Origin of the sequence: Streptosporangium sp. NPDC005286 (assembly GCF_040607515.1) — a bacterium.
Classification (GTDB): Bacteria; Actinomycetota; Actinomycetes; order Streptosporangiales; family Streptosporangiaceae; genus Streptosporangium.
Genome location: NZ_JBEXGU010000002.1, coordinates 1 through 18,980, shown reverse-complemented (window position 1 = coordinate 18,980; position 18,980 = coordinate 1). Strand labels below are relative to the sequence as shown.

The following is an 18,980-nucleotide window of genomic DNA, read 5'->3' as shown; positions in this document are numbered from 1 at the left end:
TAGCGGCGTCTCGCCCTGCTCAGATCGCGTAAGACGGTGTTGCTGTATGGGCCGCTGCGCACCCCTTCCGTGAACGCGACCGGGACGGGGTTCACTTCATCGGTTCCATGCCTTCCGGTAGAGCCAGGATGCCTACGTCGGGTCAGTCCGCGGGGGCCGGTTCGACATGGTGATCGTTGTAGGGGTACTGGTCATCGCCGTGATCGACGATGGTGCTGCATCGGTACCGGACAAGCTCGATCATCGACGCCGGGTCGAGGTCCTCCTCGTCGTCTCCCCCCCTCGTCGTCACTCGGATCCAGGACCTCGTCCACGTTGTAGTGCAACCGGCCGTCGATCAGGTAGTCGCGGCGGAAGCCGGTCGCCCACTGCGAGTTGTGTCCCCACCCGTGCGAGGGGTCGTTGGTGGATCGTGACCGGCGCCAGAAGGTCCAGTACAGGGTGGATCGGTCGGCGACCCTCGCGACCAGATGTCTCGCCCCGGCGGTGACGACCACCCCGGCCCGCGTCAGCAGCATCGAGCCCATCATGTAGCCGGGCCAGCGCTCCTCAACGATCGAGGGCGGCTCGCCGGGGTCACCGGCCTGCCGTACCTCGACGATCTCGTGGAAGAACGGGTGGAACCCCCGCCGGCCGATCCGGTCCGCGCCCAGTGCCTCGCAGAAGTTCGAAGGATTCGTGGCGGTTCTCATCCTCCTGGGCGGCGCAACCCTCGGAGACGAAATCCACCTGGACGCGACCATGATGATCCGGTGGCATCTGCTCGTCGCAGCGATGTTCGTCATCGCGACCACTTTCCGGAAGCAAGCACCCTCCGCCAAGTGGCCGCTTACCCGGGCGCCCGGCGCGGGGAGTTGCTCAACCTGCGTTGGTCAGACGTCGACCTCGACGGCAAGCAGATCACCATCACCGGATCGGCCGCCTTCATCGACGGCGAACGCATCGAGGGAACCACCAAGAGCGGCCGGAAGCGCATCGTCAGCCTCGACGACGGAACGATCAGGGTCCTGAAGGCACAGCGGAGCAAGCAGGCGGCCGGGCAGGAGCGGCGAGGAACGGATGACCACGTGTTCACGACCGGCTGGGGTGAACCGATCCATCCCGACACGGTCAGCTCGCTCACCGCAACCATGATCCGGCGCTACAACAACCCGGCGAAGGAGCCCAAGCCCAAGGAACCACTCCCGCACGCCCGTTTGCACGATCTCCGGCACATCCACGCGACGACGCCCCTCTTGGCAGGCCTCCCCGTCCACGTCGTCGCCGCCCGGCTCGGCCACGCCGACCCGTCCATCACGCTCCACGTCTATGCCCACGTGATCCGAGCGGCGGAAGCCTCCGCGGCCGGCATCTTCGCCGAGGCCATCGGGGAGTAGGAAGGATCGAACCCCAAGCGCGACCCAGTAGGCCCGTTACGGCATTTCGCCTAGCGGGTCTACTGGTGTGTCGTCGCCTGTTGGCATCTGGCGGAGCCAGGCCGAATGGGATAAGAATTCCAAGATCAGATCTTGGAGGTTGTTCCTGTGGTGTCCACGGATTTGCCGTCTCAGCCACCGGTGGTGGCTGAACGCCCCCGGCCGTGGCGGCTTCAGTCGCAGGGATACGTGGCCATCCTCGGCGGGGTTGCCGCCGTCACCGTCATCGCGCTGATGAACGCCGCTCGCCTCGATGTGCCGAAGAGGGGCAGAGTACTCATTGCCGGCGCCGGTCTTCTCGGACTGATCGTGAATGTAGTCATGATCTGGGATACCAGGGTGAGCCTCGACGCCTACACCGTGTTGTCAGTGTTGCTCGCACTGGTCGTTCATATCGTTCAAGTGGACGTGCAGAGACCACACGATCGGGGAGCCCTGCTGCTGTCCAGAGGGAAAGATCATGCGCCGATGTGGCTAGCCGGTGCAGTCGCCATCCTGGCCGGTGGCATACTCCAACACCTCATAGTGACGACGCTCGAAGGGTGATGGGAGCCAACCTGTCAGCAAGGGTGTTGGCAAGAAGCTCGAACGATCAAGAAATCAAGAAGGCCCCCGATGGCGTAATGCCTGTTCAGGAGCCTTCTTGCATGTGTGCGGCTGGAGGTACTCGAAACCCCAACCTTCTGATCCATAGGGGAAGATCCAACATCCTCACGTCATGCTGTTGACCAGGCGTTGGCCCGAAGACCAGAAGCGTATCGGGTTGGCGTGGGGTCACATTGAAGAGCGATCATGCTATCGAGCTGCCCCGCGCCCCTAGCCCCAGGGTTATTGACCGAGGCCGCCGAGGCCGCCAAGTTTGCCGAGAAGGTCTTGAGGGTTCAAACCGAGCTTGGACAGCTGTTCCGCGTGCTGGTCGGTATCGATCTGCGGGGGCAGGCTCTTGTCGGCTTGCTGCGCCAGGGCGTTGTCGCCGCGGGACCGGAGGAGCTCAACGATTTTGGCCTTTTCGATTTGCATGAGCGATGCCTTTCTGAAGATCACGGACGTCTGAGGATCGCTGACAGCGGACGCCGGGCCATCTGACGGAAGGCGGCCACGTTGCCCCGGCCGACAGCGTTGTTTCCCCTGTGCTGACCTGCCCCGGTTTGTACGGTGCCACTCCGTGAGGTGTTTCCAGACTCCTTGAAAACCTGATCATCCTGCTTTGTGAATTCTTGGTTCGCGCCACTAGCGCCCTTCGCACCGCTCCAAAAAACACGGACCGCTTCTCGTCTGCCTGAGCACGGTGGAGCCGTACCGGGGCACGGTAGAGCCGTTACCGGGTTCGCCGAAAGCATGTATTGCCATCGCGTGGGGCGCCGGCCCTGGAGGACGCCTGTTCTACGGAACGCGCGGGGACGTGCTCGCAAAGAGCACAGTCCTCCGTATCTGGCAGAAGGCCCGAGAGTTGGTCCTGAGCGCCGAGGATTACTCCTCGCCACTGGCCCGGCGCCCGTACGACCTTCGGCACGCCGCCTGTCCACCTGGCTCAACGCTGGCGTCTCGCCGAAGCAGGTAGCCGAGTGGGCAGGCAACAGCGTGGAGGTCCTGCACCGCACCTACGAGAAGTGCCTCGTAGGGCACGACGAGATCGCCATGCGCCGGATCAGTGACGTTCTGCGCCCCGGAGCACGGGAACCCATTGGGAAAAATCAGCCGGACACGACCGGGCACCCGCACCTGATCCAGAACACGAAAAAGCCCAGGTCACCGTGGTGATGACCTGGGCCTTCGCACTGTGCGGCCGGAGGTACTCGAAACCCCAACCTTCTGATCCATAGGTCTCCGAACGATGCCCAGGATCGTTCAGAGTCGTTCGCCGACACGTCACGAAGGGTCCCGCTCGTTCATATCAGTCCAGCCCGGTTCGAGACCGTACAGCCCTTTGGCTCCCACGTTGGCTCCCAGAAATAGACCTCTGGCAGTTTGGTCACCTCGCTCATGCTCCCACGCGGCGCGCACGCCCCCGCTAACTCTTCCCGTCGCCGTCGTCCCACCCACCGAGGAGCGGGCCGAAGCCAGGGTGCCGAGGTGAATCGCCCCACCGGACGAACGACCTTGACGCCCTGGCTCCCGGTCTGCTCGGCTTGCCCTGGGACTACGGCGGCGGGAAGATCCGGCACCCAACCACCTACAAACCCGGCTCATGCTCTTGGCGATCCCCCTGGAGCCGAAGTGCCCCCGTCGGAGGCACTTCACCACGACGTCGCTCAGCCAATATGCAGACGCCAGCTCCGATGAGAAGCGCTGTTCCGGCATTGATCAGAACATCCATGGCGGCGATGTTGAGGCCAAATTCATACCCATAGAGAGCGCGAAATACCATCCAAAAGCCGATGACCAGGGAAGTCATCGCAACTACTCGAAGCACTGAGGGCCACGAGCTTTTGCGAACGCGGTAGACAAGCGTGATCAGAAAGGGAAGAAGAATAACCGACAAGTAGAGCGGCCAGGGATCATACATGAGGAATCTCGCCACATAGTCAAGAGGAGTCGGTTCGAAGTCGGACATAGCACATGATCGTAAAGCACGATGTTCCACGAGCGATAGGTGCTCACGAACGATGGCATAGAGCCGCGGTGGCGCGGCCTGCGTACGGCGGGAAGAACCCTGCCTGATCTGGGCTTTTCTATGCCGCGAGAGTGGCGGAGCCTAGAAAATTCGAGCTCCTGACATCCTGCTTACAAATCGGCCCGGTCTCGGGTTGTGCAGGCCGTGAGCTGGGCGGAGGGCCCCGCGAGTGACCGTGACCGCCCCCTGTTGACCCCCCTTAATGGCCCGCTAATGGCCCAACGTGCAGCCTGGCCGATCTACACGGTGGTCCCCCGGTCAGGCGCACATCCAGCAGTAGAGCAACTGATCATGCTTCTTCGCGCGGCGAGATAGCCCGACCAGTTCCTTGGCTACCGACTGGAGATACTCCATGTCGACCGAGCTAAAGTGCGAGAACTCCTCGATCTGCGCCCAGCGCTCCACCAGCGCCGGCAGCAATGCATCGTTGGCCTCAGCAAGCAGGTCACGCACATTCACCGAGAGCTCTTCGATGCCCGGCCCATCCAAGTAGGGCGAGTCCTCCGGCAGGGCATCCCATTCCTCATCGCTCTGCGGGGCGCCTTCCGGCGGGGGATACAGAGCTACCATGCCGACCAGCTCCGTGGAGAGATCGACGTCGCCAATGAGTGCAACCAGCTTGTTTAAGGTTCCCCACTGGTCGATCCACTTGGTCTCCACCGCGTCGAACCCAGCAACCCCGTGAGGCTCTTCGATCGTGCGGGAAGCTTCTGGCCGAATAAGTGCCGCCTCACGATCGGCAGCGCGGTAGTACTCAAAAAAAGAGACCCATGTGAACGACCCTGTTCAGGTAGCGAGGGGCAAGGCTGACATCAAGACTGACGGACAAGCTAGGAGATTACGGGGAGATCCTCACTCGGCCGTGAGAGTGGCTTCGGCAACCTGCTTGATGTACTGATTCCGAACCCGGATCAACCTGAGCATGTAGTGACGGAGAGCCAGCATTTCAGCGATCCTCCCGAGAGGACCGAGAGGCGCGGCGAATTCAATGACGTCGCTCATTACCGTACCGCCATGGTCGTAAGGCTGAAAATAGTGAGCGTGGTACCAGTGTTTGAAAGGTCCTGACACCTGCTCATCGACGAAATAGCCAGGGCGATCGTAAGCGCTGATCGTAGACGTCATCCGCCAACGGATGCCGAAGTGTCGTGCCCGCCACGTAACGGTATCGCCCAGCTTCAAGCCACCAGCGGTCACACCTCCGACTGCTTTCTCGGAAGATCCCGCCATTGAGGCTGCGTGAACATCCACGTCCAACGAGATGTCGAAGACTCGTTCCGGTGGCGCCATGACATGCGTGACAATCTCAAAGCTGGGCATGCGTCAAGCCTAAGGCAGCGCACTCCAGTGGAATGTTCTGAGCTGCTTCCTGCCATACCTGACCAGATGTCGTGCGGGAAACATAAACCGCATTAGCAGCTCGGATCTCGGCCGTCCCGATCAGTTCAACGTGGATCAATAGGCGCGGCTGGTCCGCCTGGAACGGCATGGGACAGCGCCTAGAACCGCAACTAGGGAGCAGTCGCAACAGGTGGCATGACCTCGGTGATGCGTGCCGTTCCAACGGGTGGCCGCATCTCGTGCATGGTGATCACATCACCCGGTTTGAGGTGCTTCCAGTGCTCAGGGGTCAGGGGAATAAGCCTCACCCGCGCGCACTCACCCGGCTTCAACGGATCACGACCCTCGACCCAGAGGGAGGCGATGCTGAGTAGGGATTCACCTTCGGGTGTACGGCGGTCGATGTCCCACACAGGCCGGAGCAACCTGCCAGGAGGCACCGACAGTGCACGGCCCCCGTCCTCGGTACGCACCAGGCAGAGTTCAGCCTGGAGGGCGCCGTTCCGGGCCTCGCTGCTCCGCCACTCGTACCAGTCGGCATCCTCCCGGAGCCATATCAACCGAGCGGCGTCGGCCAGCAGGCTCCAGAACTTGGGCGGCTGTGGGTGAGCATCGCCAAGATCTTCAAGAAGGATGAGGGCCGTCTCCCAGTCGTCGTCTTCCAAGCACTCCATGATGTGGACAGCGCTGACAGTAACCTCCTCGGCACGAGCGCCTACGAACTGGAGTCGGGCAGCCTTGTAAAGCGGGGAGTCCTGGGAACCCACGACCTGATTGTGGCAGGCTCTCGAACTCGGAAGTTACGGATTAAAAGATCGCCCTCGGGCTGTTCCGGACAGTTCAATGCAGGTCGCAGGCCGTACGCGATCCATCCTGAACGACTCTGAACGCCCCTGTATTGCAACCCGAAGTGCAACCCGGATGCCCGAATGGAACTGGTGTGGCGATCAGGAGACAGATGCGCGGCAGTACGGTGATCCTGTCGGTAGAGCCCCCTATGCTCCTCGACCATGGAAAGAGGCGGAACTCCTGCGGTGGAAACCGCACAGATGGACGTCGAAGTGCACTACAGCCATGCTTACCTCGTCGATGAGGATGACGACTGCTATCCAGACGGCATGTTGGACGACTCTCCAACTCACCCCGTTGGGATCATCCGAGTGGAGAAGGGCAACGCCTTCCTGATCACTGGTCTTCACACAGGCACGGTGAGTTTCACCGTAGCCGTAGCCGATCAGGATCCGGGTGCCGACCTTGAGGGCTACGAAGACATCGTAGAGATCAGCTTCGAGTCGCCGTCAGGTTACGTCTCGCTGTATGAGTGGGGAGGTGGAGGCGTCCACGGCATCCCCCCGTTGTCCGCCGGCCCCGGGACCTACCGCTTCCGGTATCATGCGCGCGGAATGGACGCCGCCTGCGAAACGAGCTTTCCCGATACAGTGATCGATCACTATCTTCTTCAAATTTGGCCGGCGTCACACCGTGATCCCGTCGTACTCAAGTCCACCAGCTCATATTTTCGATACTGGCTGAGCGCTGGGTGATTCGGTAAGGCCAGCGCGGAAGAGATCGGGCGGCGTTGTCAGCTGGGAGGTCTTTCAGGATCTTGTCATTTGAGCTGGGGAAACGCTGACCTGCGGGGGAGTGGTCCGGCTTCCCGCGATTCCCTGTGAGTCCCCCTTGGTCACCCTCCTGACGGGCACGCAGCGGGCACGCTGCCTGGACTGGGATCGCTCTAGCGTCCAACGTGGGCGATCGTGCCGTCACCTCCGCTCATGCAGTCATCGGCGAACTGGAGCAGGCGATCGATCCAGCGTTTCGGCTCGGTGGGGTCGACGTTGAGCTCCTTTAGCCATGACTGTTCCCATAGACCGCCTGGAACTAAGAAGTGAGCAGCGTGGTCGGTTCCCAGACGTTCGTCCAAGTGAAGGAGTGCGCCCATTGCCCAGGACTGGTCGTAGCGGCATTCGGGACGAGGAAGGTAGCGGTCGAGGTAGAGCACTAGAGACTCTGCATCGCTTGCCTCACCGAAGCGAGCGAAGGCGAAACAGTAACCCTTCCCCGCGTAAGGGCCAGCACTTTCCAGGAGCAGTTCGCGGAGCTTGGGACGGAACAGGGTTCGGCGGTCAAGACCTATCAGGTAAGCGGCGACAAGACGGGGCCTCCAACCCAGATGCAGCAATACACCAAGCTCATCGTCCTTGATGTCTTGTGCGTCGCGCGCAAATGAACGAGCGAACACAGCAAGTTCGACCTCGGAGAGGGTGCGCAGAAAGTTGCCGCCGAGTAGTTTCAGATAGCGCGGTGAGAGGGGCTTTCCCTGTGGGGTGACGCTTTCTTGCGTGGTGACGAAGCGTTGAATAAGGGGCAACATCTCGGCTTGGCCTTCGGAGTTCATGGAGACATTCTTTCTCTCACCATCAGGTGTGCCTCCCTCGTTCCGGCTTGTAGCTCCTGCCGGCGGGCGAGCTTCACAGTTCCATGCTCACCAGTTTGGAAGATTTCGGTACGCGGTCCCCTGAACTGCTGCGGTGCAGGTCGGAGACGGTCTTGCCCTGTCCGTGAGTCCCCGTGATTCCCCTTGTTCCCCGGCCTTACTGGCACGCGAGTGGCACGGCCTGAGAGCCCCTGTGCGGACGCACATACCCCTCCCGCCGGATCTTCCCGTCTGCCTCGTCCCACCCCGGAGGGGCAACAGCTCGGGGACGGAGGGCCACTGCCATTCTCACTGTGTACGTCAGCCGGTAGGCGTTCCTCGGCCATTGGAAGCCAACGGTCACAGACGGCCTTAATCCGGAGGAGTCGAGATGTTGGGCTTGCCTGGGACGTGGCAGACGGGAAGATCCAGCTCCACCTCAGCCATCTACGGCTCTTTGGCTTTGCAACTTCGATCATCCCGGAGCCGAAGTGCCCCCGCCGGAGGCGGCGTTCGTCTCTCGGGAACCCTGCTAGGAGCAGGGTCGTTACTTCCCCAATGGCCTTGATGCATCGACTTTGGCGAAGGAGTCAAGCAGCGTATGGCGTGGTTTCGAAACGATGAGCAGGATCTTCAGCAGAAAACCATTGAGGAGGCTCGGCGGGCATATCAAGAGGGACGTACAGTCTTTGTGTCCCGACTTCGCTCCAAGCAAGAGAACACAGATACGTGGGCCGTGCCGGACGCGGCCGAGCTGATTGAGGGCATCGAACGTGAGGGGTGGCAGCTCAGCCACATGTCAGAGGCCCTAATCGGAGACTACTTCGCTCAAATGACATGCGTTTTCCGACGCCCGTAGCCAAAGTGTTTTAGGTGGCGGCGTGTCGGCGGTCGGCGTGGGCGCTTGGTTCGGCGGGTGCGTGGGTCGGTGGACGGCCCGGGGCACCACCGGCCGGGACCGGCGCCCACGCCGCGCGCCCGGGCGGCGTGCGGCAGAGGGCCGGGTACGGCGGCGCGGCGCGCCGCCGCTTGATCATCACAAAAACAATTCGGCAACGCCGCTGCGTTTGAGGGGGAGTCTGGATGTCAAGGAGGGGCGAACAAGGCAGCGGGACGATGCTGGATCAGCGCGGGACCAAGCTCGTTCGCCAGGCGAACGCGTTCTATGCATGCCAGAACTGCATGCGGAACTCTTCGATGTTGTCCGGTGGGTACTCATCTGTCGGGCCGTTACGGAGTGGACGTACGCTCGCGCGAACGTTCCACTCCTGTCTGAGGGCCTGAAGATTGAGCATTCTGCCCGAGGGTGGGAACCCGCTTCCCGTGACATACACCACGCTGGAACTCAAGAACATAGTCGCATCAACGACTTTCGCCCATCCCTCGTCCCGTGGCGGCTCGCCGTCCCAGCGTTCCAAAAAGACGGTCGCCTTGTGGAAGCCGTATTCGCCGACGATGAAGGCGACGTTCCCGCTGGTCAGGAACCAGGCCCCAGAACTCCTCGCCTGATCGGCAAGGTCGAAGGGCGAAAGGCCTCCTTCTGCCTGCCCATTCCCGCCGTCCCAGTCCAACAGCATGAACTCACCATGATCGATATACACCTGATCGGTGACCTCGACGACGCGTTCCGCCACGACGTTCCTCCTCGGCGGCGGACTCTCCACCCGGATACGGATACCCGAGCTCATGCCGCGATTCGATCATGCTAGCAAGCTGTTCCTCGCCGCGATTCGGGGCGGATTCTCTCGGTCAGCGGCGTGGGCGCGGCGCGAACCCCTCCTCCATGACCATGACCTCAGTGTGCAGGGTGTAGGTCTGCGTGGTCGCGGGGTGCTTGCCGAAGTTGGGGACGTACTTGCTTATGATCTTCGGGCTTCGGGCCCTGATCCGCTGACGCCGTCGGGCGGGCAGCAGGTTGGTCAGCAGCGTCCGGCCGATCGCTCCGACCAGGACGGCTGGGCCTTCAGGCAGGATGTCGGAAGCGGTGGTTACCTGGTCGCGGGCGGCGTGCAGCGCGACGGTGAAACTGAGCCGGTCCATGTCCAGGCCCGGACAGCTGGCGGCAGTGTCCGCGGCGGTGCGGATGAGCACCTGATAGACGGTCAGGATGCCCCACACCTCCTGGGCGAGGTCCTCGGGATGTCCCGAGCGCAGGACCCGGCCCTCCAGCAAGGTCGCCTTCAGGCCGGCGTAGGCGGTCTCGGCCTGCCAGCGTTCGTGATACAAGGTCACCAGCTGGCCGGCCGGATAGGCGACGGGGTCGAGCAGGCTACTGATCAGACGCCACTGCTCACGGCGGCGGGTGCCGTCGGCCAAGGTGACGGTGATCCACGCCTCCACCACCCGCACCGGCAGCGCACCGCGCCCGAGCCGGGCCAGGTAGGAGCCGTCGGACAGTCGCTGCTGGATGGTCGGGCAGCGGCGGGCCGAAGAGCGGATGAGGAACTGAGCGCCCTGGGCCTGGACGTCGCGCAGGAACGTCCAGGAATCGAACGCCGAGTCGGCCAGGACCAGCATCCGCGCATCGAGTGCGCCCAGCAGGCGCCCGGCGTAGCTGAGTTCGCCGTCGTTCTCGTGACCGAAGGCCGCGGCGATCATCGCGCGGGTGCCGGTCTCGACCAGTGCGACCAGCCGCAGCAGCGGGTATCCGCTGTGTCGGTCCTTGCCGCGTTTGGGGAAGCGGGCGGTGACCGCCTCCCGGTCGGGAAGGTGCAGGCTGGTGCCGTCGATGGCCACGGTACGCAGGCCCCGCCAGTGCGCGCCGGGCGTATCGCGCCAGGCCACCGCCCCGGCGAGGGCGTCGAACAGAGCGCGCAGGGGCGCCGCTCCCAGGCGTCGGCGGGCGCGTGACAGCGAGGAGGTGTGCGGACGAACCGGAGACAGGACAGACAGCCCGGCCGTCGGCTTGTCCCACACCGCGCGGTAGCCGCAGTCTTCGAACAACGCCAGCGCGAGCACGAAGTACACCACCACCCGGGCGGGCAGCAGCCGGGTCCGCCGCTGGAGGGCTCCGGTCTCCTCCAGGACCGCGTCCACCAGGGCGAAGTCCACGGTCTGTGTTAGCTCACCCAGGTGGCCGGGCGCGAACGCGCCCGCGGCTACCGTGATCGTTCGCGTGATGACAGACTTCTCCTGCAACGGGACACCTCTTGATCAGCGAGCTTGGTCGCAAGTTGATCTACAGGTGTCCCATTGCTCTGCTCAACCCCTTGACGCCATGGGTCGATCCGCGGCGGCGTCGGGGTCGGCCTGCACGATGCGGCCGATCGTGGCATGGGAGCGGCGGGCCTGCAGGTCGGCTTCCTGCAGGAGATCGACCATCCGTCTCATGCGCTCGCGGACCTCGGCCAGGCGCGCCTCCGGATCGGGGTCGCCGGTGGTGTCGCGCAGAACGTACCGCTTCGACAGGGTCGTGGTCTCGGCTTCCACACGGATGGCCAGAGCGGAGGCGGTCTGGATCACCTCCCTCAGCACAGCACCGATCTCATGCAGTTCGGCCAGCTCCAGGGGACGCAGTTCGGCTGCGGTCTGGACGAGCTCACCGAAGCGGGTCAAGCCTGAGGTGTCCATCGGCGGGCCTTTCGGAGTAGGGCGGTCGGACGGTGCTCAAAATCCATCAGCATCGAGCAGACGCCGGGTCTTGACATCCAGACTCCCCCTCAAACGCAGCGGCGTTGAACAATTCGGCAATCCTCCAGGACGGCCTGATATCCCGTCTCGAAGCGGACTGTTGGCGCTGTGCTGATGCCCGCGTACGTCGGGGTTGTTGAGCGGTAGCTTCGCTGTGTGGCTACCAACGATGAGCAGACACGCTAGATCGTGCATGGTGAGCGGCTGATCTACGACAACCGGTGGATCCGGCTGGGTCTCGTTGATGTTGCGATCCCGGAGCACGATCGCGGGCATCCGCCGTGTCCTACGTTCCGCGCTCGGCAACGCCGTCCGGGAAGAACTGATCTCCAAGAACGTCGCGGCACTGACCACCCTGCCCAGTGCGAGCAAGACCAAGAAGAAGCGTCAGCACGTGGTGTGGGGTGTCGACGAGGCGCGGAAATTCCTTGAACACCTGCGAACGGAGAATGATCCACTTTATGCCGCCTACGTGCTGATTCTCGTTCTGGGTCTGCGGCGGGGCGGGGTGCTCGGGCTCGCCTGGGACTGCGTCGACCTCGGTGGGGAGCAAGTGTGGATCTCCCACCAGCTCAACCGTGTCAGGGGGGAGCTTCTCCACCGCGAGACCACCAAAACTGACGACTCCACCGCGTCGCTTCCGCTGCTCGGCCTGTGCATCACCGCGCTCAAGCACCGTCAGCGAACCCAAGACGACGCCCGTAAGGCGGCCGGAACGAAGTGGAAGAAGTCTGATCTCGTCTTCACCACGAGGAACGGCACGCCGATCGAGCCGCGCAACTTCAACCGATCTTTCGAAGTTCAATGCCGCAAGGCGGGTGTCCCGCGCATCCGCGTCCACGACACCCGGCACACCTGCGCATCGCTCCTGGCTGCTCTCGACGTCCATCCTCGGGTGGCGATGCGCATCCTGCGGCACTCGCAGATCTCGATGACCATGGACGTTTACACACAGATCCCGTCGCCCGAGACGCGTAAGGCACTCGATCGATTGAACGCCAGCCTCAACGGTTAACGACCGCAGTCAGCAAGAAGGCCCTCAAGGACTCTGAGTGCCTTCTTCCGCGCCTGGTCTGATCCCACTTGGCCCCACCTCTGCTCAATCCGATGCAGGATCTTGGGAAGTGAGATAAGGGCGCTCCTGGTCAAACCAGTCCAGGCTCAGCCTGGCTCCTGTGGTCAGCTCGATCGTCGCCAGCGCCGCCGCTCGCCAACTCTTCCCGTTCCTCCATTTGAAGTGCGGCGCCATGGCCGCCAATTCGGGCCAGCGCGCCAGATTCGGCTCTTGCGCCCACTCCTCCGGGTACATTGCATCGACCATCAGAAGCAGCTCTCCATCAGCGGCGAAGGCGACGCGGTTGTTGGCGTTCACGTTCCAGTAGACGCTGTAGGCCCGGGCGCCGACACTGAGCCGTGAAAGCGTCGGTGGATGGACGCCGTGGTAGCCGTTGTCCTCGAACAACTCGGTCACCGGACCGGAGCGCCCCGCCAGCATCGCCCAGGCGGCCTCGTCGGAGTAGGCGTCCTCGAAGGACGCCTTCTCGTGGATCTCATGGCTCGTGCCGCCGCTCACCCGTTCCCCGATCTCGGCGAGCGTGAGCGGTTCACCGTTGTCGGGGACAACGACGGTCCAGCAGATGGCCGTCTCCAGCCAGTGATCTTTGAGAAGACGCCGGTAGTAGCGGTACATGTCGACGCCTGCGGACCGCTCATCGCTCATGTCGTGAGACTCCGTCACTTCGGGTACGCGGAGTTCAGGATCTTCGCAGACGGGTGAGACAGAACAGGGACTCATCAGCAGCCTCTCAGGAACCCTCTCCGGCACACCGTCAGGGGCGGCGACGGAGGCGGTAGATCCCGTTGCTGTATTTCGCTGCTGTACGGGCACGAAAAAGGCCCCCCAGGATGATCCTGAAGGGCCTTTGATCTGCTGTGCGGCCGGAGGTACTCGAAACCCCAACCTTCTGATCCGTAGTCAGATGCTCTATCCATTGAGCTACGGCCGCTCGCTGCGTAAGCAAGCATAGCGGGTTTTGCGGGGTGCCTCGAACCGGTTAGCCGATCGGTTCGTGATCGAGGGAGGGCGCGAGCTCCGCGCCGAGGTCGGGCGGCGTGACAGGCCCTGGACCAGAGGGTCAGGCGGACCGGAGGATCGAGGAGAGGACGCCGGGAAATCGGGTCTCCATCTCGGCGAGGCGGAGTTCGTGGCGGCGGAAGCTGCCTTCGGGGGTGACGCGGAGGAGCCCGGCCTCACGGAGGACCTTCAGGTGATGGGAGAGGGTCGACATGCTCACCGGGACGTCGAACTGGCCGCAGACCACGCCGCCGGCCTCGGCGAGCTGGCGGACCACCGAGAGCCGGACCTCGTCGGCGAGGGCGTTCAGCATGGTGGGGAGGGTGACGGAGGAGACGTCCGGGTGGTGAAGGGCTCGCATGGGCCGATCCTAGCCAATGAATTCGAAGCTTTGACAAACATCGAAATCCAGCAGCACAATCGGATCCAGCAATTCGACCGTCATCGAAATCTTGGAGGCCAGATGACCCCCGACGATGTGCTCTCCACCACCCGGGCCGTACGCAGGCGACTGGATCTCACCCGGCCCGTCCCCCGCGAGCTCATCGAGGAGTGCCTCAAGCTCGCCGTACAGGCTCCGACCGGGCGTAACCGCCAGCGCTGGCACTTCGTCGTGGTCACCAAGCGGGAGCAGCGGGAGAGGATCGCGGCGCTGCGGCGGGAGGGGATGCACCTGCCAGGGACGCCGATGCCGGAGGAGGACGCGCGGCGGGCGTACGCGTTCCCGGGCTCGATGGAGCGGGTCTGGGAGGGAGCGGATCACCTGTACCGGCACATTCACCAGGTGCCGGCGTTCCTCATCCCGTGCATCACCGGGCGGACCGAGGGAGCGAGCGTGCATGAGCAGGCCAACACGTTCGGCTCGATCCTGCCCGCCGTCTGGAGCTTCATGCTGGCCGCGCGGGCCAGGTCGCTGGGTACGGCCTGGCTGGGGCCGCTCCGGCTGGAGCGGGAGGCGGCCCGGGTGCTCGGCATCCCGTACGGAAAGGTGATGCAGGTGGCGTTCGTTCCGCTGGCCTACACGATCGGCACCGATTTCAAGCCCGCGCGCCGGGTGCCGATGGAGGAGGTCACCCACTGGGATCGCTGGTGACACCGCGACCGATGCGCGGAATCAGTCACCGGAATCGCCGGCGACGCCGACCTTCTTCGGGAACAGCGTGTAGCTCAGCGGCCAGAGCACGGCGATCAGGGGGATCTTGAGCGCACCGGCCATGAAGGCGATCAACGCCGTGGTCCGTGACGGGTCGCCGACGATGAGGATCAGGCCGAACAGCAGGGCGCAGGCGATGCCGTACGCGAGAACGATCCTGAGCCAGATGCCCCATTCGTACCGGGCCCTGGCCATGCCGCCGGGTGGAGGCCGCCACGGCTCGGGGCCGCCGGCGAAGCGGTGGGCGAACTTCGCGTCGGCCCAGGTGATCGTACGGTGGCCGAAGACGATCGAGTAGCCGATGTAGGCGGCGGCCAGCCCGTGGCGCCAGTCCGCCTGGGCGCCGCCGCGCATGTCGATGACGGAGGCGATGAGGAGGACCACATCGAGCAGCGGAACCGCCAGCAGCAGCGCCGTGCTGAGCCGGCGCATGCCCCACAGGTAACGTGAGGCGAGCCCCAGGCCCAGCAGGATCCAGAACCCGATCTCGCATCCGATGATGACCGCCAGAACCATGGATTTATCCTCCCAACCCGGTCGACCTGGGACATCGTCGGAGCTGATGAACCGGTGTACATCCTTTTATGTACCGGCGATCCTCCCGGCGCCGCTCCTGCGGGCCGTATCGGAATGATGGGATGAGAGGCATGAGACGAGACGCGCTGGGGGCCGTGGCGTGTTTCGTCGTCGGTCTCCTGCTGCTCGCCGCGGGCGCCTACCAGCACCGATGGGCCGCCGCCCCGCTGTTCATCGGGCCGCTGGCGATCTCGTGTGTGGGGGTCGCGGTACGGCGGAGCAGGCCGCTGCTGGCGCTCGGGCTGGGAGGTGTGGCCTTCGTCGGCGACTCCGCCATGGGCCCGTCGCTGGGTACGCTCCTGATCGTCACCGACAACCTCTACTCGGGGGTCAGGTACGGTCCCCGCGCGCTGGGCAGGTGGATGCTCGGCATCACCTCGGTGATCGCCGTCGTCGCGGGTGTGGTCGCCGGGGTCCTGTTCAGGCAGTGGGCCGCCGCCGCCGTCTTCCTCGTCCAGACGGGCCTGGTCGGGGTGACCCCCGTCCTCACCGCGATGATCATAAGACAGCTGGAGGACCAGGCGACCTCCGAGCGCGCGCGGGCCGAGCAGGTGGCGCGGCTGGCGGAGCTGGACCGGGCGGCCGCGGTGCAGGCCGAGCGGGCCCGGATGGCACGGGAGTTGCACGACATGATCGCGAACCACTTCAGCGCGATCGCCATCCAGTCCACCGCCGTCCTCTCCCGACGGGACCTGGACGCGCAGACCGTACGGAAGGTGCTGGAGTCCATCAGGGAGAACAGCGTCGAGGGCATGGGCGAGATGCGTGCCATGATCGGGCTGCTCCGGCAGGACGGCGAGGAGCCCGAGGCGATCCGGCGCCGGGTGGCCGAGGCTGAAGAACTGGCGGAGCGGGCCCGGGAGGCAGGGCTTGACGTGCGGATACGGGTGGACGGCGATGCCAGGGAGTTGCCCGCCTCGGTCGATCTGGCCGGTTACCGGATCGTCCAGGAGTCGCTGACCAACGCGCTCAAGCACAGCGGAAAGGCCGCCGACGTGGTGATCGGCTACCTGCCGGGGCTGGTCACGCTGACCGTGGACAACCCGGTGGGCGCAGCGGAGCGGGAGCTGCCCGGCGCGGGTGCGGGGATCATCGGCATGCGGGAGCGCACGAACCTCGTCGGCGGCGTCTTCGAGGCCGGACCGCATAATGACGGCTGGCGCGTCCGCGCCGAGTTGCCCACTCTGGAGAGCACGTGACCATCCGAGTCCTCGTCGCCGACGATCATGCGGCGGTCCGCGCCGGGATCGTCCTCATCCTCGACGGTCACGACGACATCGAGGTCGTCGGCCAGGCCGCCAACGGCGAGCAGGCCGTCGCAATGGCCTCCGAGCTCCGCCCGGACGTGGTGCTGATGGACATCCGGATGCCGAAGCTCGACGGGATCTCCGCGACGCGCGCGCTGAGCGGGATCGCCGACGTGCTGATCCTGACCACCTTCGACATCGACGAATACGTCTTCGGGGCGCTGCGGGCCGGAGCCGCCGGGTTCCTGTTGAAGAACACCGACGCCGACGCCCTGGTGAACGCGGTGCGGGTGGTGGCCAGGGGCGACGGGCTCATCGCGCCCTCGGTCACCCGGCGGCTGATCTCGGCCTTCGGCGCGTCGGTCCCCGCGCGCAGGCCGTACGAGATCGGCGGCCTCACCCCGCGCGAGCGCGAGGTACTGGCCTGCATCGGCCGGGGCCTGTCGAACACGGAGATCTCCGTGGAGCTGGACATGGCGGAGGCGACGACGAAGACCCACGTCAGCCGGTTGCTGAACAAGCTGGGTCTCCGCAGTCGCGTCCAGGCCGCGATCCTGGCTCAGGAGCTCTCCACGGAGGGCTGAGTCGAGGAGGGCGTCCTCCGCGGGAGAGGTGACCGCACGGTCAGGAGCTCTCCGCCGGGACGTACAGCGAGAGGGTCTCCGCGACGCAGGCGGGCTTGGGCTTGCCCTCGACCTCCACGGTCAGCCGCATTTTCGACAGGTAGCCCGAGGGGGTGCCCTTGAGGTCGACGAGTTCGGCGCCTGCCCGGACCCGCGCGCCGACCGGGATCGGCGAGGGGAAACGGACCTTGTTGAGCCCGTAGTTGATGCCCATGGCCAGACCGCCCACCTGGAACAGCTCCACCATGAACGAGGGCAGCAGCGCCAGGCTCAGGTATCCGTGGGCGATGGTGCCGCCGAACGGCCCCTGTTCCGCCTTCTCCACGTCCACGTGGATCCACTGGTGGTCGCCGGTCGCGTCGGCGAACAGGTTGACCTGTTCCTGGGTGATCTCGCGCCACTCGGTGTAGCCGAGATGTTCCCCGACGGCGGTCTTGAGCTCGATGATGTTGGCGAAAATCCTCATATATGGAACTTTATTCCGTTGAGGGGGCAGCGAGAAGCTACAAGCGCACCAACTCCCTCAGCCATGCCTTTGTTTTCGCTGTACGGCCCGCGACGTAATACCGGCCGTTCATCCGGGTTCCCTAACGTGCCCGCCATGAGACGACGTATGACGATCACCATCGGCGCGGCCGTACTGGCACTGGCGGTGTCCGCACCGGCGGTGGCCGACCCCGGACAGCCCGGTTCCGACAGGCACGGACGCTCCGAATTCGGGCGCGCCACCCTGACCGGGTTCGCCTCCCTGCCCGCGCTGACCTTCGTACCCGGCAGCGAGCCGTCGGGGGCGCAGCTCGGCACGGCTCCGATCAACGGGGTGACCCCGCCGTTCACCGGGCAGCCGGTGCAGGGCTTCAGCGGCATCGTGCGGCGGCAGGACGGCACCTTCGACGTGCTGTCGGACAACGGCTACGGCGGCAAGGCCAACAGCGCGGACTTCCTGCTGCGGGTGCACCAGGTGAAGCCCGACTTCAAGCGCGGCAAGGTCGCGGTGCTCGGCGGGTTCGACCTGAGCGACCCCGACGGTCACGTCGGCTGGGCGCTGACCCGGGCGGACCGGAAGCTGACCGGCGCGGACTTCGACGTGGAGTCGATCGTACGGACCTCCGACGGCACCTACTGGATCGGGGACGAGTTCGGCCCGTTCCTGCTGCACTTCTCCGCCACCGGCAAGCTGCTTGAGGCGCCGATCCCGCTGCCCGGCGTGAAGGCCCCGGAGAACCCGTCCCTGGGCGGCGAGCAGCCCAACCTGGGGCGGAGCAAGGGCTTCGAGGGCATGGCCCGTTCGGTCGACGGCCGCACGCTGTACCCGCTGCTGGAGGGCACCGTGACCGGCGACGAGGCCGGGACGCTGCGGATGAACGAGTTCGACCTGCGCAAGCGGGCCTACACCGGTAAGCGCTGGACCTACCGGCTGGAGAGCCCCGACAACGCGATCGGCGACATGATCGCGGTCGACCGGCACCGGTTCCTCGTCATCGAGCGCGACAACCTTGAGGGGGACGCGGCCAGGACCAAGCACATCTACCTGGTGGACATCCGCCACGCGGACCTGCGCAAGACCCTCGTCGCCGACCTGCTCGACCTGGCCAACCCGCACGGCCTGGGTGGGTTCGGGAAGACCTTCAGGTTCCCGTTCCAGACCATCGAGGACGTGGTGATCCTCGACGACCGGACTCTGGGCGTGCTCGACGACAACAACTTCCCGTTCTCCGCGGGCCGCACCCCGGGCCGGCCCGACGACAACGAGTTCATCACCGTGCGCCTGTCGCGCCCGCTTCTGGCCGATCCCCGTCCCACGACGTGATCGACCGCCCCTACTCCTTGAGGGAGCGGAGCATCGGAGGGTGGAGGATCGTGGCGGGGCCACGGCGGTAGAGCTTGGCGG

Annotated in this window: 22 protein-coding genes and 1 tRNA gene; 9 read left to right on the top strand and 14 right to left on the bottom strand. The window is 64.7% G+C overall.

From position 1 onward, the window contains the following. Positions 1-191: 191 nt before the first annotated feature. Positions 192-692 (bottom strand): hypothetical protein, encoded by a 501-nt coding sequence (locus tag ABZU75_RS01245; RefSeq protein ID WP_355547851.1) that lies wholly within the window; start codon positions 690-692, stop codon positions 192-194. 129 nt (positions 693-821) lie between these two features. Here ABZU75_RS01245 and ABZU75_RS01240 point away from each other — a divergent pair, with 129 nt between their 5' ends. The 3 genes from ABZU75_RS01240 to ABZU75_RS01230 all read left to right on the top strand — a co-directional run bounded on the left by ABZU75_RS01240 (position 822) and on the right by ABZU75_RS01230 (position 2,501). Beyond that, positions 822-1,376, top strand: a complete 555-nt coding sequence (locus ABZU75_RS01240) for a site-specific integrase (RefSeq protein ID WP_355547848.1) — start codon at positions 822-824, stop codon at positions 1,374-1,376. Between the two features lie 228 nt (positions 1,377-1,604). Further along, a complete protein-coding gene (locus ABZU75_RS01235; RefSeq protein ID WP_355547845.1) occupies positions 1,605-1,961 on the top strand; it encodes a hypothetical protein in 357 nt (118 codons plus the stop codon). Positions 1,962-2,246: 285 nt separating this feature from the next. Further along, positions 2,247-2,501: a hypothetical protein gene (locus tag ABZU75_RS01230; protein WP_355547842.1), complete on the top strand. Its 255-nt coding sequence runs from the start codon at positions 2,247-2,249 to the stop codon at positions 2,499-2,501. Positions 2,502-3,588: 1,087 nt separating this feature from the next. On the opposite strand, the gene ABZU75_RS01225 is transcribed toward ABZU75_RS01230, so the two are convergent. The 4 genes from ABZU75_RS01225 to ABZU75_RS01210 form a co-directional block, all read right to left on the bottom strand. After that, on the bottom strand, positions 3,589-3,969 hold the full coding sequence (locus ABZU75_RS01225; protein WP_355547839.1) for a hypothetical protein: 381 nt from the start codon (positions 3,967-3,969) through the stop codon (positions 3,589-3,591). A 318-nt stretch (positions 3,970-4,287) separates the two neighbouring features. Continuing rightward, positions 4,288-4,689 (bottom strand): hypothetical protein, encoded by a 402-nt coding sequence (locus ABZU75_RS01220; protein WP_355547836.1) that lies wholly within the window; start codon positions 4,687-4,689, stop codon positions 4,288-4,290. A 192-nt stretch (positions 4,690-4,881) separates the two neighbouring features. Then, on the bottom strand, positions 4,882-5,349 hold the full coding sequence (locus ABZU75_RS01215; RefSeq protein WP_355547832.1) for an SRPBCC family protein: 468 nt from the start codon (positions 5,347-5,349) through the stop codon (positions 4,882-4,884). 191 nt (positions 5,350-5,540) lie between these two features. Then, positions 5,541-6,137: a hypothetical protein gene (locus ABZU75_RS01210; RefSeq protein ID WP_355547829.1), complete on the bottom strand. Its 597-nt coding sequence runs from the start codon at positions 6,135-6,137 to the stop codon at positions 5,541-5,543. Between the two features lie 282 nt (positions 6,138-6,419). Here ABZU75_RS01210 and ABZU75_RS01205 point away from each other — a divergent pair, with 282 nt between their 5' ends. Further along, on the top strand, positions 6,420-6,914 hold the full coding sequence (locus ABZU75_RS01205; RefSeq protein ID WP_355547826.1) for a hypothetical protein: 495 nt from the start codon (positions 6,420-6,422) through the stop codon (positions 6,912-6,914). Positions 6,915-7,105: 191 nt separating this feature from the next. Here the strand turns inward: ABZU75_RS01205 and ABZU75_RS01200 are convergent, their stop codons facing one another. From ABZU75_RS01200 to ABZU75_RS01185, 4 genes are all read right to left on the bottom strand, one after another. After that, positions 7,106-7,768, bottom strand: a complete 663-nt coding sequence (locus ABZU75_RS01200; RefSeq protein ID WP_355547823.1) for a DUF6000 family protein — start codon at positions 7,766-7,768, stop codon at positions 7,106-7,108. Between the two features lie 1,181 nt (positions 7,769-8,949). Further along, a complete protein-coding gene (locus ABZU75_RS01195) occupies positions 8,950-9,474 on the bottom strand; it encodes a hypothetical protein (protein ID WP_355547820.1) in 525 nt (174 codons plus the stop codon). A gap of 61 nt (positions 9,475-9,535) precedes the next feature. After that, positions 9,536-10,924, bottom strand: a complete 1,389-nt coding sequence (locus tag ABZU75_RS01190; RefSeq protein ID WP_355547817.1) for an IS4 family transposase — start codon at positions 10,922-10,924, stop codon at positions 9,536-9,538. A gap of 63 nt (positions 10,925-10,987) precedes the next feature. Next, positions 10,988-11,356 (bottom strand): hypothetical protein, encoded by a 369-nt coding sequence (locus tag ABZU75_RS01185; protein WP_355547815.1) that lies wholly within the window; start codon positions 11,354-11,356, stop codon positions 10,988-10,990. A gap of 304 nt (positions 11,357-11,660) precedes the next feature. On the opposite strand from ABZU75_RS01185, the gene ABZU75_RS01180 reads away from it, so the two are divergent. Continuing rightward, the gene (locus ABZU75_RS01180) at positions 11,661-12,431 is read left to right on the top strand and encodes a site-specific integrase (protein WP_355547812.1); all 771 of its coding nucleotides are present in this window, start codon (positions 11,661-11,663) and stop codon (positions 12,429-12,431) included. 84 nt (positions 12,432-12,515) lie between these two features. Here ABZU75_RS01180 and ABZU75_RS01175 read toward each other — a convergent pair whose 3' ends face one another. From ABZU75_RS01175 to ABZU75_RS01165, 3 genes are all read right to left on the bottom strand, one after another. Then, the gene (locus ABZU75_RS01175) at positions 12,516-13,136 is read right to left on the bottom strand and encodes a DUF6461 domain-containing protein (RefSeq protein ID WP_355547809.1); all 621 of its coding nucleotides are present in this window, start codon (positions 13,134-13,136) and stop codon (positions 12,516-12,518) included. A gap of 213 nt (positions 13,137-13,349) precedes the next feature. Further along, positions 13,350-13,422: transfer RNA gene (locus tag ABZU75_RS01170), tRNA-Arg, on the bottom strand. Between the two features lie 129 nt (positions 13,423-13,551). Further along, positions 13,552-13,851: a helix-turn-helix domain-containing protein gene (locus ABZU75_RS01165; protein WP_350914158.1), complete on the bottom strand. Its 300-nt coding sequence runs from the start codon at positions 13,849-13,851 to the stop codon at positions 13,552-13,554. 102 nt (positions 13,852-13,953) lie between these two features. On the opposite strand from ABZU75_RS01165, the gene ABZU75_RS01160 reads away from it, so the two are divergent. Then, entirely contained in the window at positions 13,954-14,583 is a 630-nt protein-coding gene (locus ABZU75_RS01160) for a nitroreductase family protein (protein WP_355547805.1), read from the top strand. Positions 14,584-14,604: 21 nt separating this feature from the next. Here ABZU75_RS01160 and ABZU75_RS01155 read toward each other — a convergent pair whose 3' ends face one another. Continuing rightward, positions 14,605-15,159, bottom strand: a complete 555-nt coding sequence (locus ABZU75_RS01155; protein WP_355547802.1) for a hypothetical protein — start codon at positions 15,157-15,159, stop codon at positions 14,605-14,607. 131 nt (positions 15,160-15,290) lie between these two features. Here ABZU75_RS01155 and ABZU75_RS01150 point away from each other — a divergent pair, with 131 nt between their 5' ends. Both ABZU75_RS01150 and ABZU75_RS01145 read left to right on the top strand, forming a co-directional pair. Then, positions 15,291-16,418 carry a histidine kinase gene (locus ABZU75_RS01150; protein ID WP_355547799.1) on the top strand — a complete coding sequence of 376 codons (1,128 nt, stop codon included), beginning with the start codon at positions 15,291-15,293 and terminating at the stop codon, positions 16,416-16,418. Continuing rightward, positions 16,415-17,050, top strand: coding sequence for a response regulator transcription factor (locus tag ABZU75_RS01145; RefSeq protein WP_350914149.1), 636 nt, complete (start codon positions 16,415-16,417; stop codon positions 17,048-17,050). Before ABZU75_RS01150 ends, ABZU75_RS01145 begins: the two co-directional genes overlap by 4 nt. Positions 17,051-17,090: 40 nt before the next feature. Here the strand turns inward: ABZU75_RS01145 and ABZU75_RS01140 are convergent, their stop codons facing one another. After that, on the bottom strand, positions 17,091-17,555 hold the full coding sequence (locus ABZU75_RS01140) for a MaoC family dehydratase (RefSeq protein ID WP_355547794.1): 465 nt from the start codon (positions 17,553-17,555) through the stop codon (positions 17,091-17,093). Positions 17,556-17,690: 135 nt separating this feature from the next. Here ABZU75_RS01140 and ABZU75_RS01135 point away from each other — a divergent pair, with 135 nt between their 5' ends. Beyond that, a complete protein-coding gene (locus ABZU75_RS01135) occupies positions 17,691-18,899 on the top strand; it encodes an esterase-like activity of phytase family protein (RefSeq protein WP_355547791.1) in 1,209 nt (402 codons plus the stop codon). Positions 18,900-18,980: the final 81 nt, after the last annotated feature.

What these genes read in the sequence shown, in the direction of transcription:
- ABZU75_RS01195 (WP_355547820.1), bottom strand. Translation starts at nt 9,474, where the DNA reads ATGAGCTCGGGTATCCGTATCCGGGTGGAGAGTCCGCCGCCGAGGAGG.
- ABZU75_RS01215 (WP_355547832.1), bottom strand. Translation starts at nt 5,349, where the DNA reads ATGCCCAGCTTTGAGATTGTCACGCATGTCATGGCGCCACCGGAACGA.
- ABZU75_RS01160 (WP_355547805.1), top strand. Translation starts at nt 13,954, where the DNA reads ATGACCCCCGACGATGTGCTCTCCACCACCCGGGCCGTACGCAGGCGA.
- ABZU75_RS01175 (WP_355547809.1), bottom strand. Translation starts at nt 13,136, where the DNA reads ATGAGCGATGAGCGGTCCGCAGGCGTCGACATGTACCGCTACTACCGG.
- ABZU75_RS01205 (WP_355547826.1), top strand. Translation starts at nt 6,420, where the DNA reads ATGGACGTCGAAGTGCACTACAGCCATGCTTACCTCGTCGATGAGGAT.
- ABZU75_RS01225 (WP_355547839.1), bottom strand. Translation starts at nt 3,969, where the DNA reads ATGTCCGACTTCGAACCGACTCCTCTTGACTATGTGGCGAGATTCCTC.
- ABZU75_RS01200 (WP_355547823.1), bottom strand. Translation starts at nt 7,768, where the DNA reads ATGAACTCCGAAGGCCAAGCCGAGATGTTGCCCCTTATTCAACGCTTC.
- ABZU75_RS01185 (WP_355547815.1), bottom strand. Translation starts at nt 11,356, where the DNA reads ATGGACACCTCAGGCTTGACCCGCTTCGGTGAGCTCGTCCAGACCGCA.
- ABZU75_RS01165 (WP_350914158.1), bottom strand. Translation starts at nt 13,851, where the DNA reads ATGCGAGCCCTTCACCACCCGGACGTCTCCTCCGTCACCCTCCCCACC.
- ABZU75_RS01140 (WP_355547794.1), bottom strand. Translation starts at nt 17,555, where the DNA reads ATGAGGATTTTCGCCAACATCATCGAGCTCAAGACCGCCGTCGGGGAA.
- ABZU75_RS01135 (WP_355547791.1), top strand. Translation starts at nt 17,691, where the DNA reads ATGAGACGACGTATGACGATCACCATCGGCGCGGCCGTACTGGCACTG.
- ABZU75_RS01245 (WP_355547851.1), bottom strand. Translation starts at nt 692, where the DNA reads ATGAGAACCGCCACGAATCCTTCGAACTTCTGCGAGGCACTGGGCGCG.
- ABZU75_RS01155 (WP_355547802.1), bottom strand. Translation starts at nt 15,159, where the DNA reads ATGGTTCTGGCGGTCATCATCGGATGCGAGATCGGGTTCTGGATCCTG.
- ABZU75_RS01150 (WP_355547799.1), top strand. Translation starts at nt 15,291, where the DNA reads ATGAGACGAGACGCGCTGGGGGCCGTGGCGTGTTTCGTCGTCGGTCTC.
- ABZU75_RS01180 (WP_355547812.1), top strand. Translation starts at nt 11,661, where the DNA reads ATGTTGCGATCCCGGAGCACGATCGCGGGCATCCGCCGTGTCCTACGT.